This window comes from Nocardia concava NBRC 100430, assembly GCF_000308815.1.
GTDB lineage: Bacteria > Actinomycetota > Actinomycetes > Mycobacteriales > Mycobacteriaceae > Nocardia > Nocardia concava.
In genome coordinates this window covers 1-17,217 of sequence record NZ_BAFX01000086.1, presented here as the reverse complement: position 1 = coordinate 17,217, position 17,217 = coordinate 1, and the positions used below count along the sequence as shown (strand labels likewise).

Here is a 17,217-nt window from a genome sequence, read left to right as displayed (position 1 = left end):
GGTTGCTTGGCGGTGTGCGCGCGTGAGCGGCCATGGTGAGCGGGCCGGAAATGCCGAGGTCCCCGGGCCATAGGGCCGGGGACCTCGCGGGGTGCTGGGGGAGGGCTGGGTCAGCGGAGGGCGGGTGGGTTGCCCAGATCCTTGGCGGAGAAGGTGTCGCAGGCCTTTACCTGGCCGGTTTTGTAGCCGGTGAGGAACCACTTCTGGCGTTCCTCCGAGGAGCCGTGGGTCCAGGCTTCGGGGTTGACGCGGCCGGTGGAGGCCTTTTGGATGCGGTCGTCGCCGACGGCGGAGGCGGCGGAGAGCGCGTCGCGGATGTCGTTGTCGGTCAACGGCTTCAGGAACGGGGTGTTGGAGCCGGGGGCGGGGAGTTTGTCGGCGTAGTAGGCCCAGACGCCGGCGTAGCAGTCGGCCTGGAGTTCGGTGCGGACCGCGCCGGAGGTGGGGCCCTGGGGGTCGCGCTGGGCGCGGTTGATGTCGCCGAGCAGGTTCTGGATGTGGTGGCCGAACTCGTGGGCCACCACATACTCCTGGGCGAGCGCGCCGCCGGACGAGCCGAAGCGGTCGACCAGTTCCTGGAAGAAGCTGGTGTCGAAGTAGGCGGTCTGGTCGGCGGGGCAGTAGAAGGGGCCGACCGCGGAGGAGGCGCGGCCGCAGCCGGTGCTCACCGCGCCGGAGAACAGGACCAGCTTCGGCACCACGTACTTGCGGTTGGTCTGCTTGGGCAGCTCGGTGGTCCACACATTGTCGAGGCTCTGCGCGGTGGCGATGACGCGGCAGTCGACGTACTTGTTGGCGTCCGCGCCCGTCTTGCAGTGGTCGGGGGTGGTCGCGGTGCCGGACTTGGAGTTGGAGTCCGCACCGGTGAACTGGCCGAGGATGCTGCCGGGATCGCCGCCGAGCAGCAGGCTCGCGATCAGGGCGATGATGCCGATCGCGCCACCGCCGAGGACCAACCCGCCGCCCATACCTGGTCCGCCGCCGCTCGCCCGGTTCGGGTCGATTTGCAGGCCCTCGTTGAAGGTCATGGGTATCACTCTGACACGGGCGAGTCGATATCGGTTTCCACTCGCTGAACGTGTCTCTCTACGATGGGTCTGCACCCGGTCACATCTCACTGGTGCTACGAGTCCGTCGAAAGGAATCCCGTGCTGCGCACCCACTTGGCTGGTTCGCTGCGAAGCGAGCACGCCGGTCAGACCGTCACCCTCACCGGATGGGTGGCCCGGCGGCGAGACCACGGTGGCGTGATCTTCATCGATCTGCGCGATGCGTCGGGTGTTGCCCAGGCCGTCTTCCGTGAAGGCGTGCCCGCGGAGGCAGCCCACAAGCTGCGCAACGAGTTCGTCGTGAAGGTCACCGGAGTGGTCGAGAACCGACCGGCCGGTAGCGAGAACCCGAATCTGCCGACGGGCGCCATCGAGGTCAATGTGACCGAACTCGAGGTGCTCAACGAGGCCGCGCCGCTGCCCTTCCAGCTCGACGACGAGCCCGGCGAGGAAGCCCGCCTCAAGTACCGCTACCTGGACCTGCGCCGCGAGGGCCCGGCCCACGCGATCCGCCTGCGCTCCAAGGTCAACGCCGCCGCCCGCGACGTGCTCGCCAAGCACGCCTTCGTCGAGGTCGAGACCCCCACCATGACGCGGTCGACTCCGGAAGGCGCGCGCGACTTCCTGGTTCCGGCCCGCCTGCAGCCCGGTAAGTTCTACGCCCTGCCGCAGTCGCCGCAGCTGTTCAAGCAGCTGCTCATGGTCGGCGGCATCGAGCGCTACTACCAGATCGCGCGCTGCTACCGCGACGAGGACTTCCGCGCCGACCGCCAGCCCGAGTTCACCCAGCTCGACATCGAGATGAGCTTCGTCGAGCAGGAAGACGTCATCCTGCTGGCCGAGGACATCCTCGCCGCGCTGTGGAAGCTGGTCGGCTACGAGATCCCGACCCCCATCCCGCACATGACCTACGCCGAGGCCATGCGCCGCTACGGCTCGGACAAGCCCGACCTGCGCTTCGAGGTCGAGATCACCGAGATGATGGAGTACTTCAAGGACACGGAGTTCCGTGTCTTCCAGGCTCCCTACGTCGGCGCGGTCGTCATGCCGGGCGGCGCCTCGCAGCCGCGTCGCCAGTTCGACGCCTGGCAGGAGTGGGCCAAGCAGCGCGGCGCGAAGGGCCTGGCCTACATCACCTTCCAGGAGGACGGCACCCTCGGCGGCCCGGTCGCCAAGAACCTGACCGAGGCCGAGCGCGAGGGCCTGGCCAAGCAGGTCGGCGCGAACCCGGGCGACTGCGTCTTCTTCGCCGCCGGCGACCAGAAGTCCAGCCGGGCGCTGCTGGGCGCGGCCCGCGGCGAGATCGCCCGCAAGTGCGGTCTCATCGACGAGAACGCCTGGGCGTTCGTGTGGATCGTGGACGCCCCGATGTTCGAGCCCGCCGCCGACGCCACCGCGAGCGGCGATGTGGCGCTGGGCCATTCGGCCTGGACCGCGGTGCACCACGCGTTCACCTCGCCCAAGCCCGAGCACCTGGCCACCTTCGACACCGATCCCGGTGCGGCGCTGGCCTACGCCTACGACATCGTCTGCAACGGCAACGAGATCGGCGGCGGCTCGATCCGTATCCACCGCCGCGACGTGCAGGAGCGGGTGTTCAAGGTGATGGGGATCGGCGAGGAGGAGGCCCAGGACAAGTTCGGCTTCCTGCTCGACGCCTTCTCCTTCGGCGCCCCGCCCATGGGCGGCATCGCCTTCGGCTGGGACCGGATCACCGCGCTGCTGGCCGGGGTGGACTCGATCCGCGAGGTCATCGCCTTCCCGAAGTCGGGTGGCGGCGTCGACCCGCTGACCGACGCGCCGACCCCGATCACGCTGCAGCAGCGCGCCGAGGCGGGCCTGAACGCGAAGCTCGACGCGAACGGTAACCCGGTCAAGGAAGACGCCAAGTAGGGCATACGCCCGAAATGAGCAGTGCCCCCGGTCTCGTGGAGACCGGGGGCACTGTCGTCTATCGGGTCGTTCAGACGGGAACGACCAAGCGTCCGGTCAGCGTGCGGTATGCGTAGGTGGTGGCGATGGCCGTCACCGGTCCGGCCACCAGCAGACCCAGTCCGCAGAACAGCGCGCCGATCGCGGTGATGAGCAGCACCGCGAGCGCCAGCAGCGTGACGTGCAGTGCGTTGGCGATCACCAACCGGACGCTCGCCTGGATCGCGGCGACCGGATTCATGTCCTGATCGATCACGAAATGCAACGCGAACATGCACAGCACACCGACGATCACCGCCGGAAACACGCACGCGATCGCGGCCACGAAGGACAGCGCGAACACGATGAGCGCGGTGATGAGCACATTGCCCGCATTCACGAAACCGAAGAACGCCGGGAAATCCGGTGGTGTGCCGTCGGTTTCGTAGAGCGCGCCGCGGATCATGGCCGCCTGCAGCAGCCACACCACCAGCGAAGCCACCGCGAACAGCAGAATCACCGCCGAGAGTGACCGCACCTCAACGATATTCACCAGCAGCGTGACCACCAACCAGGCGATCAGGCCGATCAGCACCATGCCCACCCAGGGAACGGGATTGAGCCGGAAGCGATCCCAGCCGTAGGTCAGCGCCGCGCCGACATCGAGCCGCTCGCGCGGGGGCATGATCGGCTGCTGTCCGCCCGGTTCGACCGGCGGCGGACCCGAGGGCGGCGGCATCGCGCCGGGCGGGAATCCGCCCGGCGGAGGCGGATTGCCCGGCGGCATCATTCCGGGTTGCTGCTGCTGCGGCGGCACGTTGTGGCCGTAGCCGGGAGATGGCTGCGCCGCGCCCGACTGCGGGTTCAGTGGCGGCGGGGGTTCCACCGGCTCGCTGCCGTACTGCGCCGCGCCGGGTCCGTCGAACTGCGGATATCCGGCCAAACCGGGCATTTGGTGACGGCCGTGTATCGGCCCCGGCTCGGGTGTGCCGGAAGTCGGTGCGGGCTCGGGGTTTTGGTGCTGTCCCGTATGCGGTGGATGCTGTTCGCCACCCCCTGCGACCGGGCGGTCGCCGGAGGGGTCGTACGGTGCTGAGGGCGGCGTGCCAGTCATGGTCGCAAGCCTTTCACATTTCCCGGTTTACGGTGTGGCGCACAGCAAGTGACCATGAGACAACTAGACGGTCCTGGTTGTGTCAAGCAACCAGCGCCGCGTGGGCAAACCCTTCACAAAGACACGCCGTCCGACGCGCGAAAGGTTGCGCAACCGCTCGCTGAAAGTGACCTGACGGGAGTACTTTGGGTTCCGATGACCGCACTATTGGCCGAACGCGCCGCCGAAGTCGTGTCCGCGGCACAACAGTTGCTCACAAAGCGAATGGGTGCTCCGGTAAAGCTGAGCGATCCTATGGAACTCAGCGGCAGTGGTAGAACAACCGTGCTCCGCGTCCGTGTTGCGGAGAACGCCTTTTCACTACCGCGCACCCTCATAGTGAAGCAGGTTGCGGGCCCAGCGAATCAGCGACGCACCGGTGGCATGGCCCCCGGTGTCGCCAGCATCGATTCCGCATTCCTGCGCGAGGCGGTGTCCTACCAATTCACCACCGCCCTCGGCCGTGACCATCGGCCCGGCGCCTACCTACTCGGCTACAGCCTGCCCGAGCGGCTGCTCATTCTCAGCGACCTCGGCGAGAACACCTCGCTCACCGCGGTCCTGCAGTCCCGCCTGGAACCGGCCGGGCGCAATGCGCTCATGGCTTTCGCGCAGGCACTGGGGCGCATGCACGCCGCGACCGTGGGCCGCGAGGCCGACTTCGTCGCGCTGCTGCGCCGCGTGGATGTGGTGCACCGGGTGGACGGGATCGCGCAGCAGGCCGAAACCGCGGTCGCCGAGGTGCCGATCATGCTGCAGCGCGAGCTGGGCATCGAGGTGCCCGGCGAGATCGCCGAGCGCATCGTGCGCGGCAACCGGCTGTTCTCGGCCGGACGCTACCGCGCCTTCAGCCCCTCGGACCTGTGCCCCGACAATGTCATCCTCAATGAGGAGGGCGCGCGGTTCCTCGACTACGAGTGGGGCGGCTTCCGCGACGCCGCCCTCGATATCGCTTACGCCCTGGTCTCGTTCCCGGGCTGCCTGTGCGATTTCGAGCTGTCGCGCGAACGCGCCCGGCAGATGGTGGAGGCGTGGCGGTCCGAGGTGGTCGCGGTGTGGCCCGCTCTCGCCGATGACGATGTGCTCGCGGAGCGCATTCTCGAGGCCCGGCTGATCTGGGTGTGGCTGTCGACCTACTGGTTCCTGCCGGCCGATCACGCGCGCATCGCCGCGGCCCGCGAGCACGGGCTGTCGATTCCGCGGTCGGCCGCGCTGATCAACCGCTGGGCCGCCCTCGCCGAGGACGCCCGCTGCACCGGCGACGACACCCTCGGCGATTTCGCCGAGCACGTCTCGGCCACGTTGGAAGAGCACTGGGAGGAGTAGTCCTCCGGAATCAATGGGAGGAGTGATCCTCCGCGAGGTGCGGGCCGGAATCCGAGGGTGAGATTCCGGCCCGTGCCGCGTTCCGCGGGAGTGATGTCGAGGTGTTCGGGTTCTGTCGGAGCCGCTGAGTAGGGTCGTGCACGTGAGTGATGGGCTCTTCGACGCGCCGGGCGCGCAGACCGTAGTCGACGACTACGACCGGGCGGCCGCGCGCATTCCGAGCGGGGACGACCGGTTCGCGCCCTTGGCCGTCCGGATGCGTCCGCGCACCCTCGATGAGGTGGTCGGTCAGCAGCATCTGCTCGGGCCCGGTTCACCGCTACGCCGGTTGGTCGAGGGGTCCGGTGCGGCGTCGGTGCTTTTGTACGGCCCGCCCGGAACCGGCAAGACCACCCTCGCGTCGCTGCTCTCGACGGCCACCGGGCGACGATTCGAGGCGCTGTCCGCCCTGTCGGCGGGCGTGAAGGAGGTCCGCGCGGTCATCGACCTGGCGCGCCGCCGGCTCACCGCGGGCGAGCAGACCGTGCTGTTCATCGATGAGGTGCACCGGTTCTCGAAGACCCAGCAGGACGCGCTGCTGGCGGCGGTCGAGAACCGGATCGTGCTGCTGGTCGCGGCGACCACGGAGAACCCGTCGTTCTCGGTGGTGTCGCCGCTGCTGTCGCGATCGCTGGTGCTGCAGCTGCAGTCCTTGTCCGAGGACGACATTCGCACGGTGCTCGAGCGGGCCATCGAGGATCCGCGCGGGCTGGCGGGGGAGTACACCGTCACCGATGAGGCGATCGATCACATCGTGCGCATCGCGGGCGGCGACGCGCGGCGCTCGCTGACCGCACTCGAAGCCTCGGCAGAATCCTCGCTCGACGGCACCGTCGGCGTCGAGCTGGTCGAGGCCAGCGTCGACAAGGCCGCCGTGCGCTACGACCGCGCCGGTGACCAGCACTACGACGTGATCAGCGCCTTCATCAAATCCCTGCGCGGCTCCGATGTCGATGCGGCGCTGCACTATCTGGCCCGCATGATCAGCGCCGGCGAGGATCCGCGATTCATTGCCCGCCGCTTGATGATTCAGGCCAGCGAGGAGGTCGGCATGGCCGACCCCACCGCCCTGCAGACCGCCGTCGCCGCCGCCCAGGTAGTCCAGCTGGTCGGCATGCCCGAGGCGCAACTGGCCCTGACCCAGGCCACCATCCACATCGCCACCGCCCCGAAGTCGGGCTCGGTGCCCAAGAGCCTCGGGGCCGCGATGGCCGACATCCGCGCCGGCAAGGCGGGCGCGGTCCCCGCTCACCTACGTGACGGGCACTACGCGGGAGCGGCGGCCCTGGGGAACGCGCAGGGCTACAAGTACCCGCACGATCACCCGGATGGCGTTCTCGCCCAGCAATATCCGCCGGACCAGCTGGTCGGCACCGACTACTACGTCCCCACCGACCACGGCTACGAACGGGAAGTCGGACCCCGCGTCACCAAACTCCGCCGGATCGTCCGCGGTAAATAGTCCCGGAAGTACCGGATGGCTGGTGGGCCAAGGGGATTCGGGAGCCGCTCAGTCCGTGAGCAGTCCGTTCTGGACGGCGATGCGCTCGATGTCGGCCGGGGTGCCACCCATGATGGCGCGGACGTGTTCGGTGACCAGTTCGACGGGCCAGTTCCACCATGCGGCCCGCAGGAGCCGGGCGGTATCCGCGTCGGCGTAGCGCTGTTTGACCACGGTCGCCGGGTTGCCGCCGACGATCGTGTACGGCGGGACGTCGGCGGTCACCACCGCGCCGGTGGCGATGATCGCGCCGTCGCCGATCGTCACGCCCGGCATGATCAGCGTGTTGTAGCCGAACCACACGTCATTGCCGACCACGGTGTCGCCCTTGGACGGGATCGAGGTGATGATGTCCATGGTCTCCTCGGCCCAGGTGCCGCCGAAGATGGTGAACGGGAAGGTCGACACGCCCGAGGTGGCGTGGTTGGCGCCCGCCATGATGAAGCGGGTGCCGGTGGCGATGGCGCAGTATTTGCCGATGATGAGCTTCTCGGGTCCGAAGGCGTAGAGCACGTTCTCCGACTCGAAGGCCGTCGGCTTTTCTGGATCGTCGAAGTAGGTGTAGTCGCCGACCACGATATTCGGCGAGGTCACATGGGGTTTCAGGAAGACGGTCCGGTGCGCGTGGGGCAGCGGGAATGGCTGGGATGGGTCCGGGATCACAGTCACCAGGGCGATGGTAGCTATCGCCCGGTGGTGGGTGGAAACTCCCTGGACCGCGACCGGTAGGCTTGAACGTTGTGCAGACCCACGAGATTCGACGGCGCTTCCTGGAGCATTTCGTAAAGGCCGGACACACCGAGGTGCCCAGTGCCTCGCTGATCCTGGCCGACCCCAACCTGTTGTTCGTCAACGCAGGCATGGTCCAGTTCGTGCCGTATTTCCTCGGTCAGCAGACCCCGCCCTTCAACACCGCGACCAGCGTGCAGAAGTGCGTGCGCACCGGCGATATCGAGAATGTCGGCGTCACCACCCGCCACAACACCTTCTTCCAGATGGCGGGCAACTTCTCCTTCGGCGACTACTTCAAGCGCGGGGCCATGGAACTGGCCTGGTCGCTGCTGACCAAGTCCGTCGAGGACGGCGGCTACGGCTTCGATCCGGAAAAGCTCTGGGTCACCGTGTATCTCGACGATGATGAGGCCGAGCAGATCTGGCGTGAGCTGGGCGTGCCGGATTCCCGCATCCAGCGCCGCGGCATGGCCGACAACTACTGGTCCATGGGCATTCCGGGCCCGTGCGGCCCGTGCTCGGAGATCTACTTCGACCGCGGCCCCGAGTACGGCGTCGAGGGCGGCCCGGAGGCCGACGAGGACCGCTACCTCGAGATCTGGAACCTCGTGTTCATGCAGAACGAGCGGGGCGCCGGTCGCGGCAAGGATGATTTCGAGATCCTGGGCCCGCTGCCCAAGAAGAACATCGACACCGGCATGGGCGTCGAGCGCGTCGCCTTCCTGCTGCAGGGTGTCGACAATGTCTACGAGACCGATCTGCTGCGCCCGATCATCAACAAGGCCGAGGAACTGACCGGCCGCTCCTACGGTGTCGAGCACGCCGACGATGTGCGCTTCCGCGTCATCGCCGACCACGCCCGCACCGCCGCCATGCTCATCGGCGACGGCGTGAACCCCGGCAATGACGGTCGCGGCTATGTGCTGCGCCGCCTGCTGCGCCGCATCGTGCGCTCGGCCCGCCTGCTGGGCGCGGAGAAGCCGGTGATGGGCGAGTTCATCAAGGTCGTCTCCGAGCTCATGGCCCCCTCCTACCCGGAGCTGGCCACCGACTTCAAGCGCATCGAGACCGTCGCCGTCGGTGAGGAAGCCGCGTTCCTCAAGACCCTCAACACCGGCACCAAGCTCTTCGACGAGACCGTCGACGAGGTGAAGGCCCAGGGCAGCAAGAAGATCAGCGGCACCGACGCGTTCACCCTGCACGACACCTACGGCTTCCCGATCGACCTGACCCTGGAGATGGCCGCCGAGGCCGGACTGCAGGTCGACGAGGAGGGCTTCCGCGCGCTGATGGCCGAGCAGCGTAAGCGCGCCAAGGAGGACGCGCTCTCGCGCAAGCACGCGCACGCCGATCTCACCGTCTACAAGGAGTTCGTGGACCGCGGCGCGACCGAGTTCACCGGCTTCGACGAACTGGCCACCGAGGCAACGGTTCTCGCCCTGATCCGCGACGGCGTCCGGGTGCCGGTGGCCGAGGTGGGCCAGGACGTCGAGGTCATCCTCGACCGCAGCCCGCTCTACGCCGAGTCCGGCGGCCAGATCGCCGACCGCGGATCCCTCGTCTCGTCGCACGGCCTCAAGGTGAAGGTCAACGACGTGCAGAAGATCGCCAAGAAGGTGTGGGTGCACAAGGCCACCGTCGAGGCCGGTCAGCTCACCGAGGGCGATACCGTGCTGGCCCAGGTTGATCCGGCCTGGCGCAAGGGCGCCACCCAGGGCCACTCGGGCACCCACATGGTGCATGCCGCGCTGCGACAGATCCTGGGCCCCAACGCCGTTCAGGCCGGTTCGCTCAACAAGCCGGGCTACCTGCGCTTCGACTTCAACTGGCAGGGCGCGCTGTCCGAGCAGCAGAAGGCCGATATCGAGGCCGTCTCCAATGACGCGGTGGCCAACGACTTCCAGGTCAACACCTTCGTCACCGATCTGCCCTCGGCCAAGAAGATGGGCGCCATGGCGCTGTTCGGCGAGAACTACGGCGACGAGGTGCGCGTCGTGGAGATCGGCGGACCGTTCTCCATGGAGCTCTGCGGTGGCACCCACGTGCAGTCCTCGGCGCAGATCGGGCCGATCACCGTGCTCGGTGAGTCGTCGGTCGGTTCCGGTATCCGCCGCGTGGAAGCCTTCGTGGGCCTCGATTCCTACAAGTACCTGGCCAAGGAGCGCGCGCTGCTCGCCGGTGTCGCCTCCTCGCTGAAGGTGCCCTCGGACGAGGTCCCGGGGCGCGTCGAGCAGCTGGTCGAGCGGCTGAAGGTCGCCGAGAAGGAGCTCGAGCGCACCAAGATGGCCGCCGTGCTGTCGAGTGCGGGCACCTTCGCCGAGCAGGCCCAGCGGGTCGGCAAGGTGCTGCTGGTCGCCGCCGCCGCGCCCGAGGGTGTCGGCGCGGGCGATCTGCGCACCCTGGTGCAGGACATCAAGGGCCGCTTGGGTTCCGAGCCCGCCATCGTGGTGCTGCTCGGCAATGCCGACGGCAAGGTGCCCTTCGTCGCCGCGGTCACCAAGGCCGCCCAGGATCTCGGCATCAAGGCCGGGGATCTGGTGGCGTCGTTCGGCCCGTCCATCGCGGGTCGCGGTGGCGGCAAGCCGGAGATGGCCCAGGGCGCGGGTACCGACCCGTCGGGCATCGAGGCGGGTCTGGCCGCGCTGCGCGTGCGGGTCGCCGAGCTCGCCGGGTAGATGTCCGCCGACGACTCCGACACACCGGGTCCCGAACGCGGGACCCGGTCCACACCGGAAGCGAATCCGTCGCCGACGGATTCGCGACATTCCTCCGGATTTGCCCGGACGCCCACCGAGGCCTCCGGCGTGTCTCCGGACGGTCGCGGATTCGCCTCCGAACGACCCAGCGCCGAGCGGGATCCCGGGCGCGGCCGGCGCATCGGCATCGATGTCGGTTCGGTCCGAATCGGTGTCGCCTCCAGCGATCCCGACGGTCTGCTCGCCACGCCGGTGGAGACGGTTCCGCGCGCGAAGAAAGTCGCACCTGGGACACTGGCGTCCGATCTATCCAGAATTGCCGAGATTGTGCGGGAGTACGAGGCCGTCGAAGTGATCGTCGGCCTGCCGCGCACATTGCGCGGGGAGAGCGGCTCTTCGGCTAAGCTGGCGGCCACCTTCGCGGGGCGTTTGCGGACGCTGGTAGCGCCGGTGCCGGTGCGACTTTCCGACGAACGTTTGACTACGGTGTCTGCTGCACGTGCGTTGCGAGACAGTGGAGTTCGCGCACGCGGGCAGCGGCAGGTCATCGATCAAGCCGCCGCCGTGTCGATCCTGCAAGGATGGTTGGACGAACGGAGTGCCCTATTGAAGCCGCGTGGTGACGCATGACCGACCGCTGGACTCGGGCCGAGGAACGCTACCGGCAGAATGCCGAACGGCGTTACCGCCGCGACGATCTGGAATGGTCCGAGGCGGACGACTACGAGGACGACACCACCGTCATCCCGCGCTACGAGGATGAGCGCTACGACGACGAGCCCTACGAGGGCGACGAGTACGACGAGCCGCCCCTCGACCCGGAACCCCCGCGTCGCAGCGCACCTCAGCGCGCCGACCGCGTGGGCCGCCGCGCCCCCGAGCGCCCGGCCCGGGTGGGCTCGCGCGCGTCGGGCGGCAAGGGCCGGGGTGGCCAGCGGCCCAAGCGATCCCGCATGGCCTCGCGCAAGGCGGCCGAGCGCAAGCGCCGCCGGCGCAACCTGTTCGTCATCGCGGGCGTGTTCGCCATCCTGTTCGTCGGCGCGGTCGGGTTCGCGGGCTGGAAGTTCGTCGGCAAGCTGAGCGGTCCCGCCGACTTCTCCGGTCCGCAGGGACCGCTGGTGATCATCCAGATCAAGTCGGGCGACACCGCCACGAATATCGCGCAGACCATGGCCGACAAGGGCGTGGTGCAGAGCAGCGGCGCGTTCTACGAAGCGGCCGTGCGCAATACGAACATGAGCTCCATCCAGCCCGGCTACTACGCCGTGCCCAGCCACAGCAAGGGCGCCGAAGCGGTGACCGCGCTGTTCGCCAAGGACGCGCGGGTCGGCAATGTGGTCATCTCCGAGGGCCGCCAGCTGCACGACTCCACCGACGTCAATACCGGTGCGCGCAAGGACGGCATCTACCGCAAGATCGCCGATGCCAGCTGTGTCGGCACCGGCACCGCGGCCAAGTGCGTGACCTACGAGCAGCTGGACCAGGCGGGAGCCGGGGATCCGGTCGCGCTGGGCGTCCCGGCGTGGGCGCTGGACCGGGTGAAGACGGCGCCGGACCGTTCGCGGCAGCTCGAGGGTCTGATCGCCGGTGGCACCATGGATTTCGATCCGGCGGCCAGCCCGCAGGACATCCTCAAGCAGCTGGTGACCGCGAGCGCGCGGAGTTATGAGGCCAGCGGGCTGCAGCAGTCGGGCGCGGCCAACGGCCTCTCGCCCTACGACACGCTGATCGCGGCGTCGCTGGTGGAGCGGGAAGCCTTGCCGCAGGACATGTCCAAGGTGGCGCGGGTCATCGTGAACCGCCTGGCGGCCAAACAGAAGCTGGAATTCGACTCGACCGTCAACTACAGCCTGGCCCAGACCGAGGTCGCGACCACCGACGCCGACCGGGCCAAGCAGACCCCGTGGAACACCTACGCGATGGTCGGGCTGCCCGCGACGCCGATCTCCGCGCCGTCGCTGGATGCCATGCGCGCGATGGAGAATCCCGCGCCCGGGCCGTGGCTGTACTTCGTGACCGTCGACAAGCAGGGCACTACCTTGTTCACCGAGGACTACAAGGAACACCTGCGCAATATCGAAAAGGCCAGGCAGAGTGGAATCCTCGACAGTGGACGGTAAGCGCAAGGCGGCCGTGCTCGGCAGCCCGATCTCGCATTCGCGCTCGCCGCAACTGCATCTGGCGGCCTACCGGGCGCTGGGCCTGGACTGGACCTACGAGCGCATCGAATGCACCGGGGAGCAGCTGCCCGGGCTGGTGGACGGGCTCGGGCCGGAATGGGTCGGGCTGTCGGTGACCATGCCGGGCAAGGTCGCCGCGCTGGCGTACGCCGACGAGCGGACCGAACGCGCCGAACTGGTCGGGTCCGCGAATACCCTGGTGCGCACCGAAACCGGCTGGCGCGCCGACTGCACCGATGTGGACGGGGTGCGCGGCGCGCTGGAAGGCGCGGGCGTGAAGGAGATTTCGCGGGCCGTCGTGCTGGGCGCGGGCGGCACCGCCCGCCCGGCGCTGCTGGCCTTGTCGGATCTGGGCGCGCACACCGTCACCATCGTCGCTCGTGACCGCGGGCGCGCCGCCGACACCCTGGAATTGGCCGAGCAGCTCGGCATGTCGGCCGAGGTGCTCGGATTCGATCCAGAGGGGCTGCTGTTCGTCTGCTCCGATGTGGACGCCGTGGTCAGCACGGTGCCCGCGGAAGCGGCCGCGGCCGTGGCGGATTCGGTCGCGGTGGCGCCGGTGGTGCTCGACGCCATCTACAACCCCTGGCCGACACCGCTCGCCGAAGCCGTTGCCCGCGCGGGCAATACGGTCGTCAGCGGCCTGGATATGCTGCTGAACCAGGCCTACGGCCAGGTCGAGCAGTTCACCGGCAAGCCCGCCCCGCGCGCGGAAATGGCCGCGGCACTACAGAACTGATTCCGGCACTTCCGGTTCGAACGCCTGCCGGAAGGTGAAAGCGTAAGGCGTGGGCCCGTTCTCACGCAGATGCGTCAAGCGATCCATGGCCTCGCCGAGGGTGGGGATGGTGCCCTCCGGAATCCACCACAGCGCGGTGAAGACCTCGCCCAGCGGCAGGAACCATTCGCGGCGCCGCCGCACGAAATCCATGTGGCCGCTGCGATAGACGTAGTCGAACAACGTCTCCCGCGATTCCCACACGCTCAGGTTCACCAGCATGTCCGGATCGCCGTCATAGGGCCGGATCGAGGTGGCGTCGTTGGACTCCTCGTCCACCATGCGCCAGACGAAGCCGGGGGAGTTGTCGGCGACGGCATTGATCTCATCGAGGTGGTCGTAGAACTCGGCGACGCGCGCATCGCCGCGGGGCGCGATCATGCGCCCGATATTGAACTGTGCGAGGTGCATGTCTCGACTATAACTAGTCATCGTTGATTTTAGAAAAGCTTATGCAGCATCGGCCCGGAGCCGGGTCCATCCGCGCGGTCCAGCCCGCCGCCGCGGCCGGGCCCGCCAGCAGGGCCAGATTCATGCCGCAGACCAGCGGCGGGAAGTCCACGGCCAGCTTGTGGAAGGGGCAATTGCGCAGCCGGATCGTCTCGCCGTCGAGGTACGGCTCGTAGCCGTGTTCGCCGAGCGCCTCGAACAGGCTGCGGCCCTCCAGCTTCGGGGCGTGCGCGGCCGCGGCCTTCTCGATCGCCTCCTCGAAACCCTGGTGCTCCACCACCTCGGCGAGAACCGTTGCGACCGTGTGATAGTCGCGTGCGGGCAGGCTGATGCTGAATTCCGTCTCGGCGCGCCGATAGAACTTGGCGGGCCGTCCCGAACCCGGTCCCGTGCGGCCCTCCGGGCGGCGGAACACCGCGTCGAGCAGTCCCGCCTCGGTGAGCTTGTCCAGATGGAAGGCCGCCAGCGGACGTTTGATCTCCACCGCCTCGGCGGCCTCGTCCCGGCTGACGTCGTGATCCGCGGCCGCGACATAGTCGTAGAGCCGCTTGCGGATCGGGTCCTGCAGCAGGGCGACGGCTTCGATGCTCACCACGCATTTCTAGCAGCGTGTCGGGGTCGGGTGTGTCTCGCGGGCCCGGTCCGGCTAGGGTTCTGGAACAAGTTTCAGTTCATTGGGTTCGGCCGTGCGGCCGCGCAGGTTAAGGTGATCGACATGAATGCGTGGGTGTTGCGCGCCGTGGGCTTGGGGGCGCTGACCGTTGTGCTGGAGACCCTCCTCGGCTTCGGCATGATGAGCTGGCCGACCGCGGGCGCGTGGATGCGGATCCTGTGCCTGATCGTCCTGGTCGGCGCGGTCATCGCCTGGGGCGTGCTGGACGGCCGGGCCGACCGCAAGGCCCATCCCGATCCCGAGCACGGGTCCGATCTGACCATGCGCTGGCTCAAGGCCGCCCTCGTCGGCGGCCTGGGCGCGGGGCTGGTGTCGTGGCTGCTGGACTTCCTGCCCAAGTTCGACCTCGGCGACCAGGGGCTGTTCTTCAACCTCACCTCCGGCGCGGCCTGGATCGTGCTGCTGATCTTCATCCCGGGCATGCTGGGTGTGGCGCTGGGCCGCTTCCTGGTCGGGCGGGAGCAGAAGAAGAGCGCACCGGCCACCACCCCCGAAGCCGTCAACGCCTGACGTTCCACAAAGAAGACCCCGCGCCATCCTCGTTGTGGCGCGGGGTTTTTCGTGTGTCCGGCTTACAGCAGGATGGCTCCGCCGGTCGGGCCGTCCTCGCGGGCGACCGCAGAGTAGGCGGCGGCCAGCAGGCTCGGATCCGGGCCCTCCAGGCGGCCCGGCTTGGCAAGACCGTCGAGCACCACGAAACGGACCACGCCCGAACGGGTCTTCTTGTCGGTCTGCATGGCGTCCAGCAGCTGCGGCAGCGCGTCGGCGTCGTAGGTGGTGGGCAGGCCGATGCTGGCCAGGATGGTGCGGTGGCGCTCGGCGGTGGCATCGTCGAGACGCCCGGCCAGACGGCCCAATTCGGCCGCGAACACCAGGCCGACCGACACGGCCGCCCCGTGCCGCCAGCGGTAGCGCTCACGGCGCTCGATGGCGTGGCCGAGGGTGTGGCCGTAGTTGAGGATCTCGCGCAGGTCCGATTCCTTCAGATCCGCGGCCACCACATCGGCCTTGACCTGGACGGCGCGGCGGATGAGCTCGGGCAGCACCTCGCCGGTCGGATCGAGGGCGGCCTCCGGGTCGCGCTCCACCAGCTCCAGGATCACCGGGTCGGCGATGAAACCGGCCTTGATGATCTCGGCCATGCCGGCCACGATCTCGTTGCGCGGCAGGGTTTCCAGCGTCGCCAGGTCGACCAGGACCGCGGCGGGCTCGTGGAAGCAGCCGACCAGGTTCTTGCCCGCCTCGGTATTGATGCCGGTCTTGCCGCCGACCGCGGCGTCCACCATGGCCAGCAGGGTGGTCGGCACGTGCACGATGTCCACGCCGCGCATCCAGGTGGCGGCCACGAATCCGGCCAGGTCGGTGGCCGCGCCACCGCCGAGGCTCACGATCACGTCCTTGCGGGTCAGCCCGATCCGGCCCAGCACCTCCCAGCAGAAGCCCGCGACCTGCAGATCCTTACCGGCCTCCGCGTCCGGGATCTCCACCCGGTGCGCGTCGACGCCCTTGTCCACCAGCGCCTTCCGCACCACCTCGGCGGTCTCGGCCAGCGACGGCTGATAGAAGATCGCCACCGTCCGCACCCCGGACCGGCCGGTCACCTCGTCGACCAGGTCGCCCAGCAGCCCCCGTCCGATGATCACCGGGTACGGGTCGGCGGTGCGGACCTCGATGCGAGTCGGCTCGCTCATGCTTGCTGCTCCGATTCTGCTTGTGCGGATTGAGTTGCGGGCTGGTCGGCGCGCGCCCGGGCCCGGGCACGACGGGCACGCGCCCGCCGGGAGCGGCCGCTGCCGGGGGCCGCGGGGGCGGACGGTCCGGACTCGGCGCGACCGGCCGAGTCGGTGGAGGGCGCCGAATCCGGGGGAGTGGCAGCGGGATTCGCCGGGGCGCCGGCCGCGCGGGAAGCGCGACGGCGGCGGTTGCGGCTGCTGCGCTTGGCAACCGCGTCGGGTTCGCCACCGGATTCGGGTGCGCGAGCGCCGGATTCGCCGCCGGCGGCGTCGGACGCGACGGCGGCTGACGGTGTGGCGGTGCCCGAGGTCACCTCGGCTCGGCCGCCGCGGCGACGCGAACGGCGATTGCGGCGGGGCCGTTTCGCGCCTTCGTTCGTGCCTTCTGACGAGTCGGCGGGTGCGGCCTGGCCGTTGCGCGCAGCAGTGGTCGCAGCCGCATCGGCATCGGCGGCAGTCGTATTCGCGGTGACGGCGGTCGTCCCGGCGGCGGGCGACTCTGCACCGGCGCGGCCGCCGCCACGTCGACGTTTGCGGCGGGCGCGGGAACGCGAGCTGCTGATGCCGGGCTCGACCGTGGGGGCCTCGGTGGCCGAATCCGCCGGGCGGGCAACCGGTTCCAGGCCGAGTTTGGCCAAAACCATGCGGACCACGCGGCCCGGACTGCGGCCGTCGGTGCGCACGCGGACCGTCGCCACCTCGCGGTAGAGCGGGCGGCGGATCTTCATCAGCTCGCGGTACTTCTTGGCCGGATCGACATCATTGAGCAGCGGCCGGTTGGTGCTGGCGCCCGTGCGTCGAAGCCCTTCGCCCACACTGATTTCCAGGTAGACGACGGTGCGGTCGCGCAGCAGCGCGCGGGTGGCGGCCGACAGCACCGAGCCGCCGCCGAGCGAGACCACGCCGTGCCCGGCCAGCACCGCGTCGCGCACGACCTCTTCCTCGATGCGGCGGAACTCCGGCTCGCCGTCCTGGGCGAAGATCTCCGGAATGGTG

The 17,217-nt window shown here is 68.9% G+C and carries 14 protein-coding genes and 1 pseudogene; 8 read left to right on the top strand and 7 right to left on the bottom strand.

Annotated elements, in window-relative coordinates; translation table 11 throughout:
* Positions 1-110 precede the first annotated feature (110 nt).
* On the bottom strand, positions 111-1,028 hold the full coding sequence (gene ypfJ / locus ON43_RS19870; RefSeq protein WP_040809604.1) for a KPN_02809 family neutral zinc metallopeptidase: 918 nt from the start codon (positions 1,026-1,028) through the stop codon (positions 111-113).
* A gap of 120 nt (positions 1,029-1,148) precedes the next feature.
* On the opposite strand from ypfJ, the gene aspS reads away from it, so the two are divergent.
* On the top strand, positions 1,149-2,942 hold the full coding sequence (gene aspS, locus ON43_RS19865) for an aspartate--tRNA ligase (protein WP_040809747.1): 1,794 nt from the start codon (positions 1,149-1,151) through the stop codon (positions 2,940-2,942).
* Positions 2,943-3,012: 70 nt separating this feature from the next.
* Here aspS and ON43_RS19860 read toward each other — a convergent pair whose 3' ends face one another.
* The gene (locus ON43_RS19860; protein ID WP_245568674.1) at positions 3,013-3,912 is read right to left on the bottom strand and encodes a DUF2189 domain-containing protein; all 900 of its coding nucleotides are present in this window, start codon (positions 3,910-3,912) and stop codon (positions 3,013-3,015) included.
* A gap of 357 nt (positions 3,913-4,269) precedes the next feature.
* Between ON43_RS19860 and ON43_RS19855 the strand changes: the two genes are divergently transcribed.
* The gene (locus ON43_RS19855) at positions 4,270-5,439 is read left to right on the top strand and encodes a phosphotransferase family protein (RefSeq protein WP_040809600.1); all 1,170 of its coding nucleotides are present in this window, start codon (positions 4,270-4,272) and stop codon (positions 5,437-5,439) included.
* 142 nt (positions 5,440-5,581) lie between these two features.
* Positions 5,582-6,940: a replication-associated recombination protein A gene (locus ON43_RS19850; protein WP_083913551.1), complete on the top strand. Its 1,359-nt coding sequence runs from the start codon at positions 5,582-5,584 to the stop codon at positions 6,938-6,940.
* Between the two features lie 48 nt (positions 6,941-6,988).
* Here ON43_RS19850 and ON43_RS19845 read toward each other — a convergent pair whose 3' ends face one another.
* Positions 6,989-7,648 carry a CatB-related O-acetyltransferase gene (locus ON43_RS19845; RefSeq protein WP_218003308.1) on the bottom strand — a complete coding sequence of 220 codons (660 nt, stop codon included), beginning with the start codon at positions 7,646-7,648 and terminating at the stop codon, positions 6,989-6,991.
* A 71-nt stretch (positions 7,649-7,719) separates the two neighbouring features.
* On the opposite strand from ON43_RS19845, the gene alaS reads away from it, so the two are divergent.
* The 4 genes from alaS (at position 7,720) to ON43_RS19825 (ending at position 13,326) form a co-directional block, all read left to right on the top strand.
* Positions 7,720-10,386, top strand: a complete 2,667-nt coding sequence (gene alaS / locus ON43_RS19840) for an alanine--tRNA ligase (protein WP_040809597.1) — start codon at positions 7,720-7,722, stop codon at positions 10,384-10,386.
* A gap of 129 nt (positions 10,387-10,515) precedes the next feature.
* Positions 10,516-11,037, top strand: a complete 522-nt coding sequence (ruvX, locus tag ON43_RS19835; RefSeq protein WP_040809744.1) for a Holliday junction resolvase RuvX — start codon at positions 10,516-10,518, stop codon at positions 11,035-11,037.
* On the top strand, positions 11,034-12,527 hold the full coding sequence (locus tag ON43_RS19830; protein WP_040809595.1) for an endolytic transglycosylase MltG: 1,494 nt from the start codon (positions 11,034-11,036) through the stop codon (positions 12,525-12,527). The genes ruvX and ON43_RS19830 overlap by 4 nt, the downstream gene beginning before the upstream one ends.
* Complete coding sequence (locus ON43_RS19825) at positions 12,502-13,326, top strand: shikimate dehydrogenase (RefSeq protein ID WP_040809593.1); 825 nt, start codon at positions 12,502-12,504, stop codon at positions 13,324-13,326. Before ON43_RS19830 ends, ON43_RS19825 begins: the two co-directional genes overlap by 26 nt.
* On the opposite strand, the gene ON43_RS19820 is transcribed toward ON43_RS19825, so the two are convergent.
* Complete coding sequence (locus ON43_RS19820; protein WP_218003307.1) at positions 13,315-13,776, bottom strand: DUF3291 domain-containing protein; 462 nt, start codon at positions 13,774-13,776, stop codon at positions 13,315-13,317. The two genes, ON43_RS19825 and ON43_RS19820, sit on opposite strands and share 12 nt — an antisense overlap.
* Before the next feature lie 13 nt (positions 13,777-13,789).
* Entirely contained in the window at positions 13,790-14,407 is a 618-nt protein-coding gene (locus ON43_RS19815) for a helix-turn-helix transcriptional regulator (protein ID WP_218003306.1), read from the bottom strand.
* A gap of 123 nt (positions 14,408-14,530) precedes the next feature.
* Here ON43_RS19815 and ON43_RS19810 point away from each other — a divergent pair, with 123 nt between their 5' ends.
* Positions 14,531-14,998, top strand: coding sequence for a B-4DMT family transporter (locus ON43_RS19810; protein ID WP_040809742.1), 468 nt, complete (start codon positions 14,531-14,533; stop codon positions 14,996-14,998).
* A 62-nt stretch (positions 14,999-15,060) separates the two neighbouring features.
* On the opposite strand, the gene aroB is transcribed toward ON43_RS19810, so the two are convergent.
* Both aroB and ON43_RS46285 read right to left on the bottom strand, forming a co-directional pair.
* On the bottom strand, positions 15,061-16,179 hold the full coding sequence (gene aroB, locus ON43_RS19805; protein WP_040809588.1) for a 3-dehydroquinate synthase: 1,119 nt from the start codon (positions 16,177-16,179) through the stop codon (positions 15,061-15,063).
* Between the two features lie 668 nt (positions 16,180-16,847).
* A pseudogene (locus ON43_RS46285) lies at positions 16,848-17,217 on the bottom strand (shikimate kinase); the annotation flags it as partial.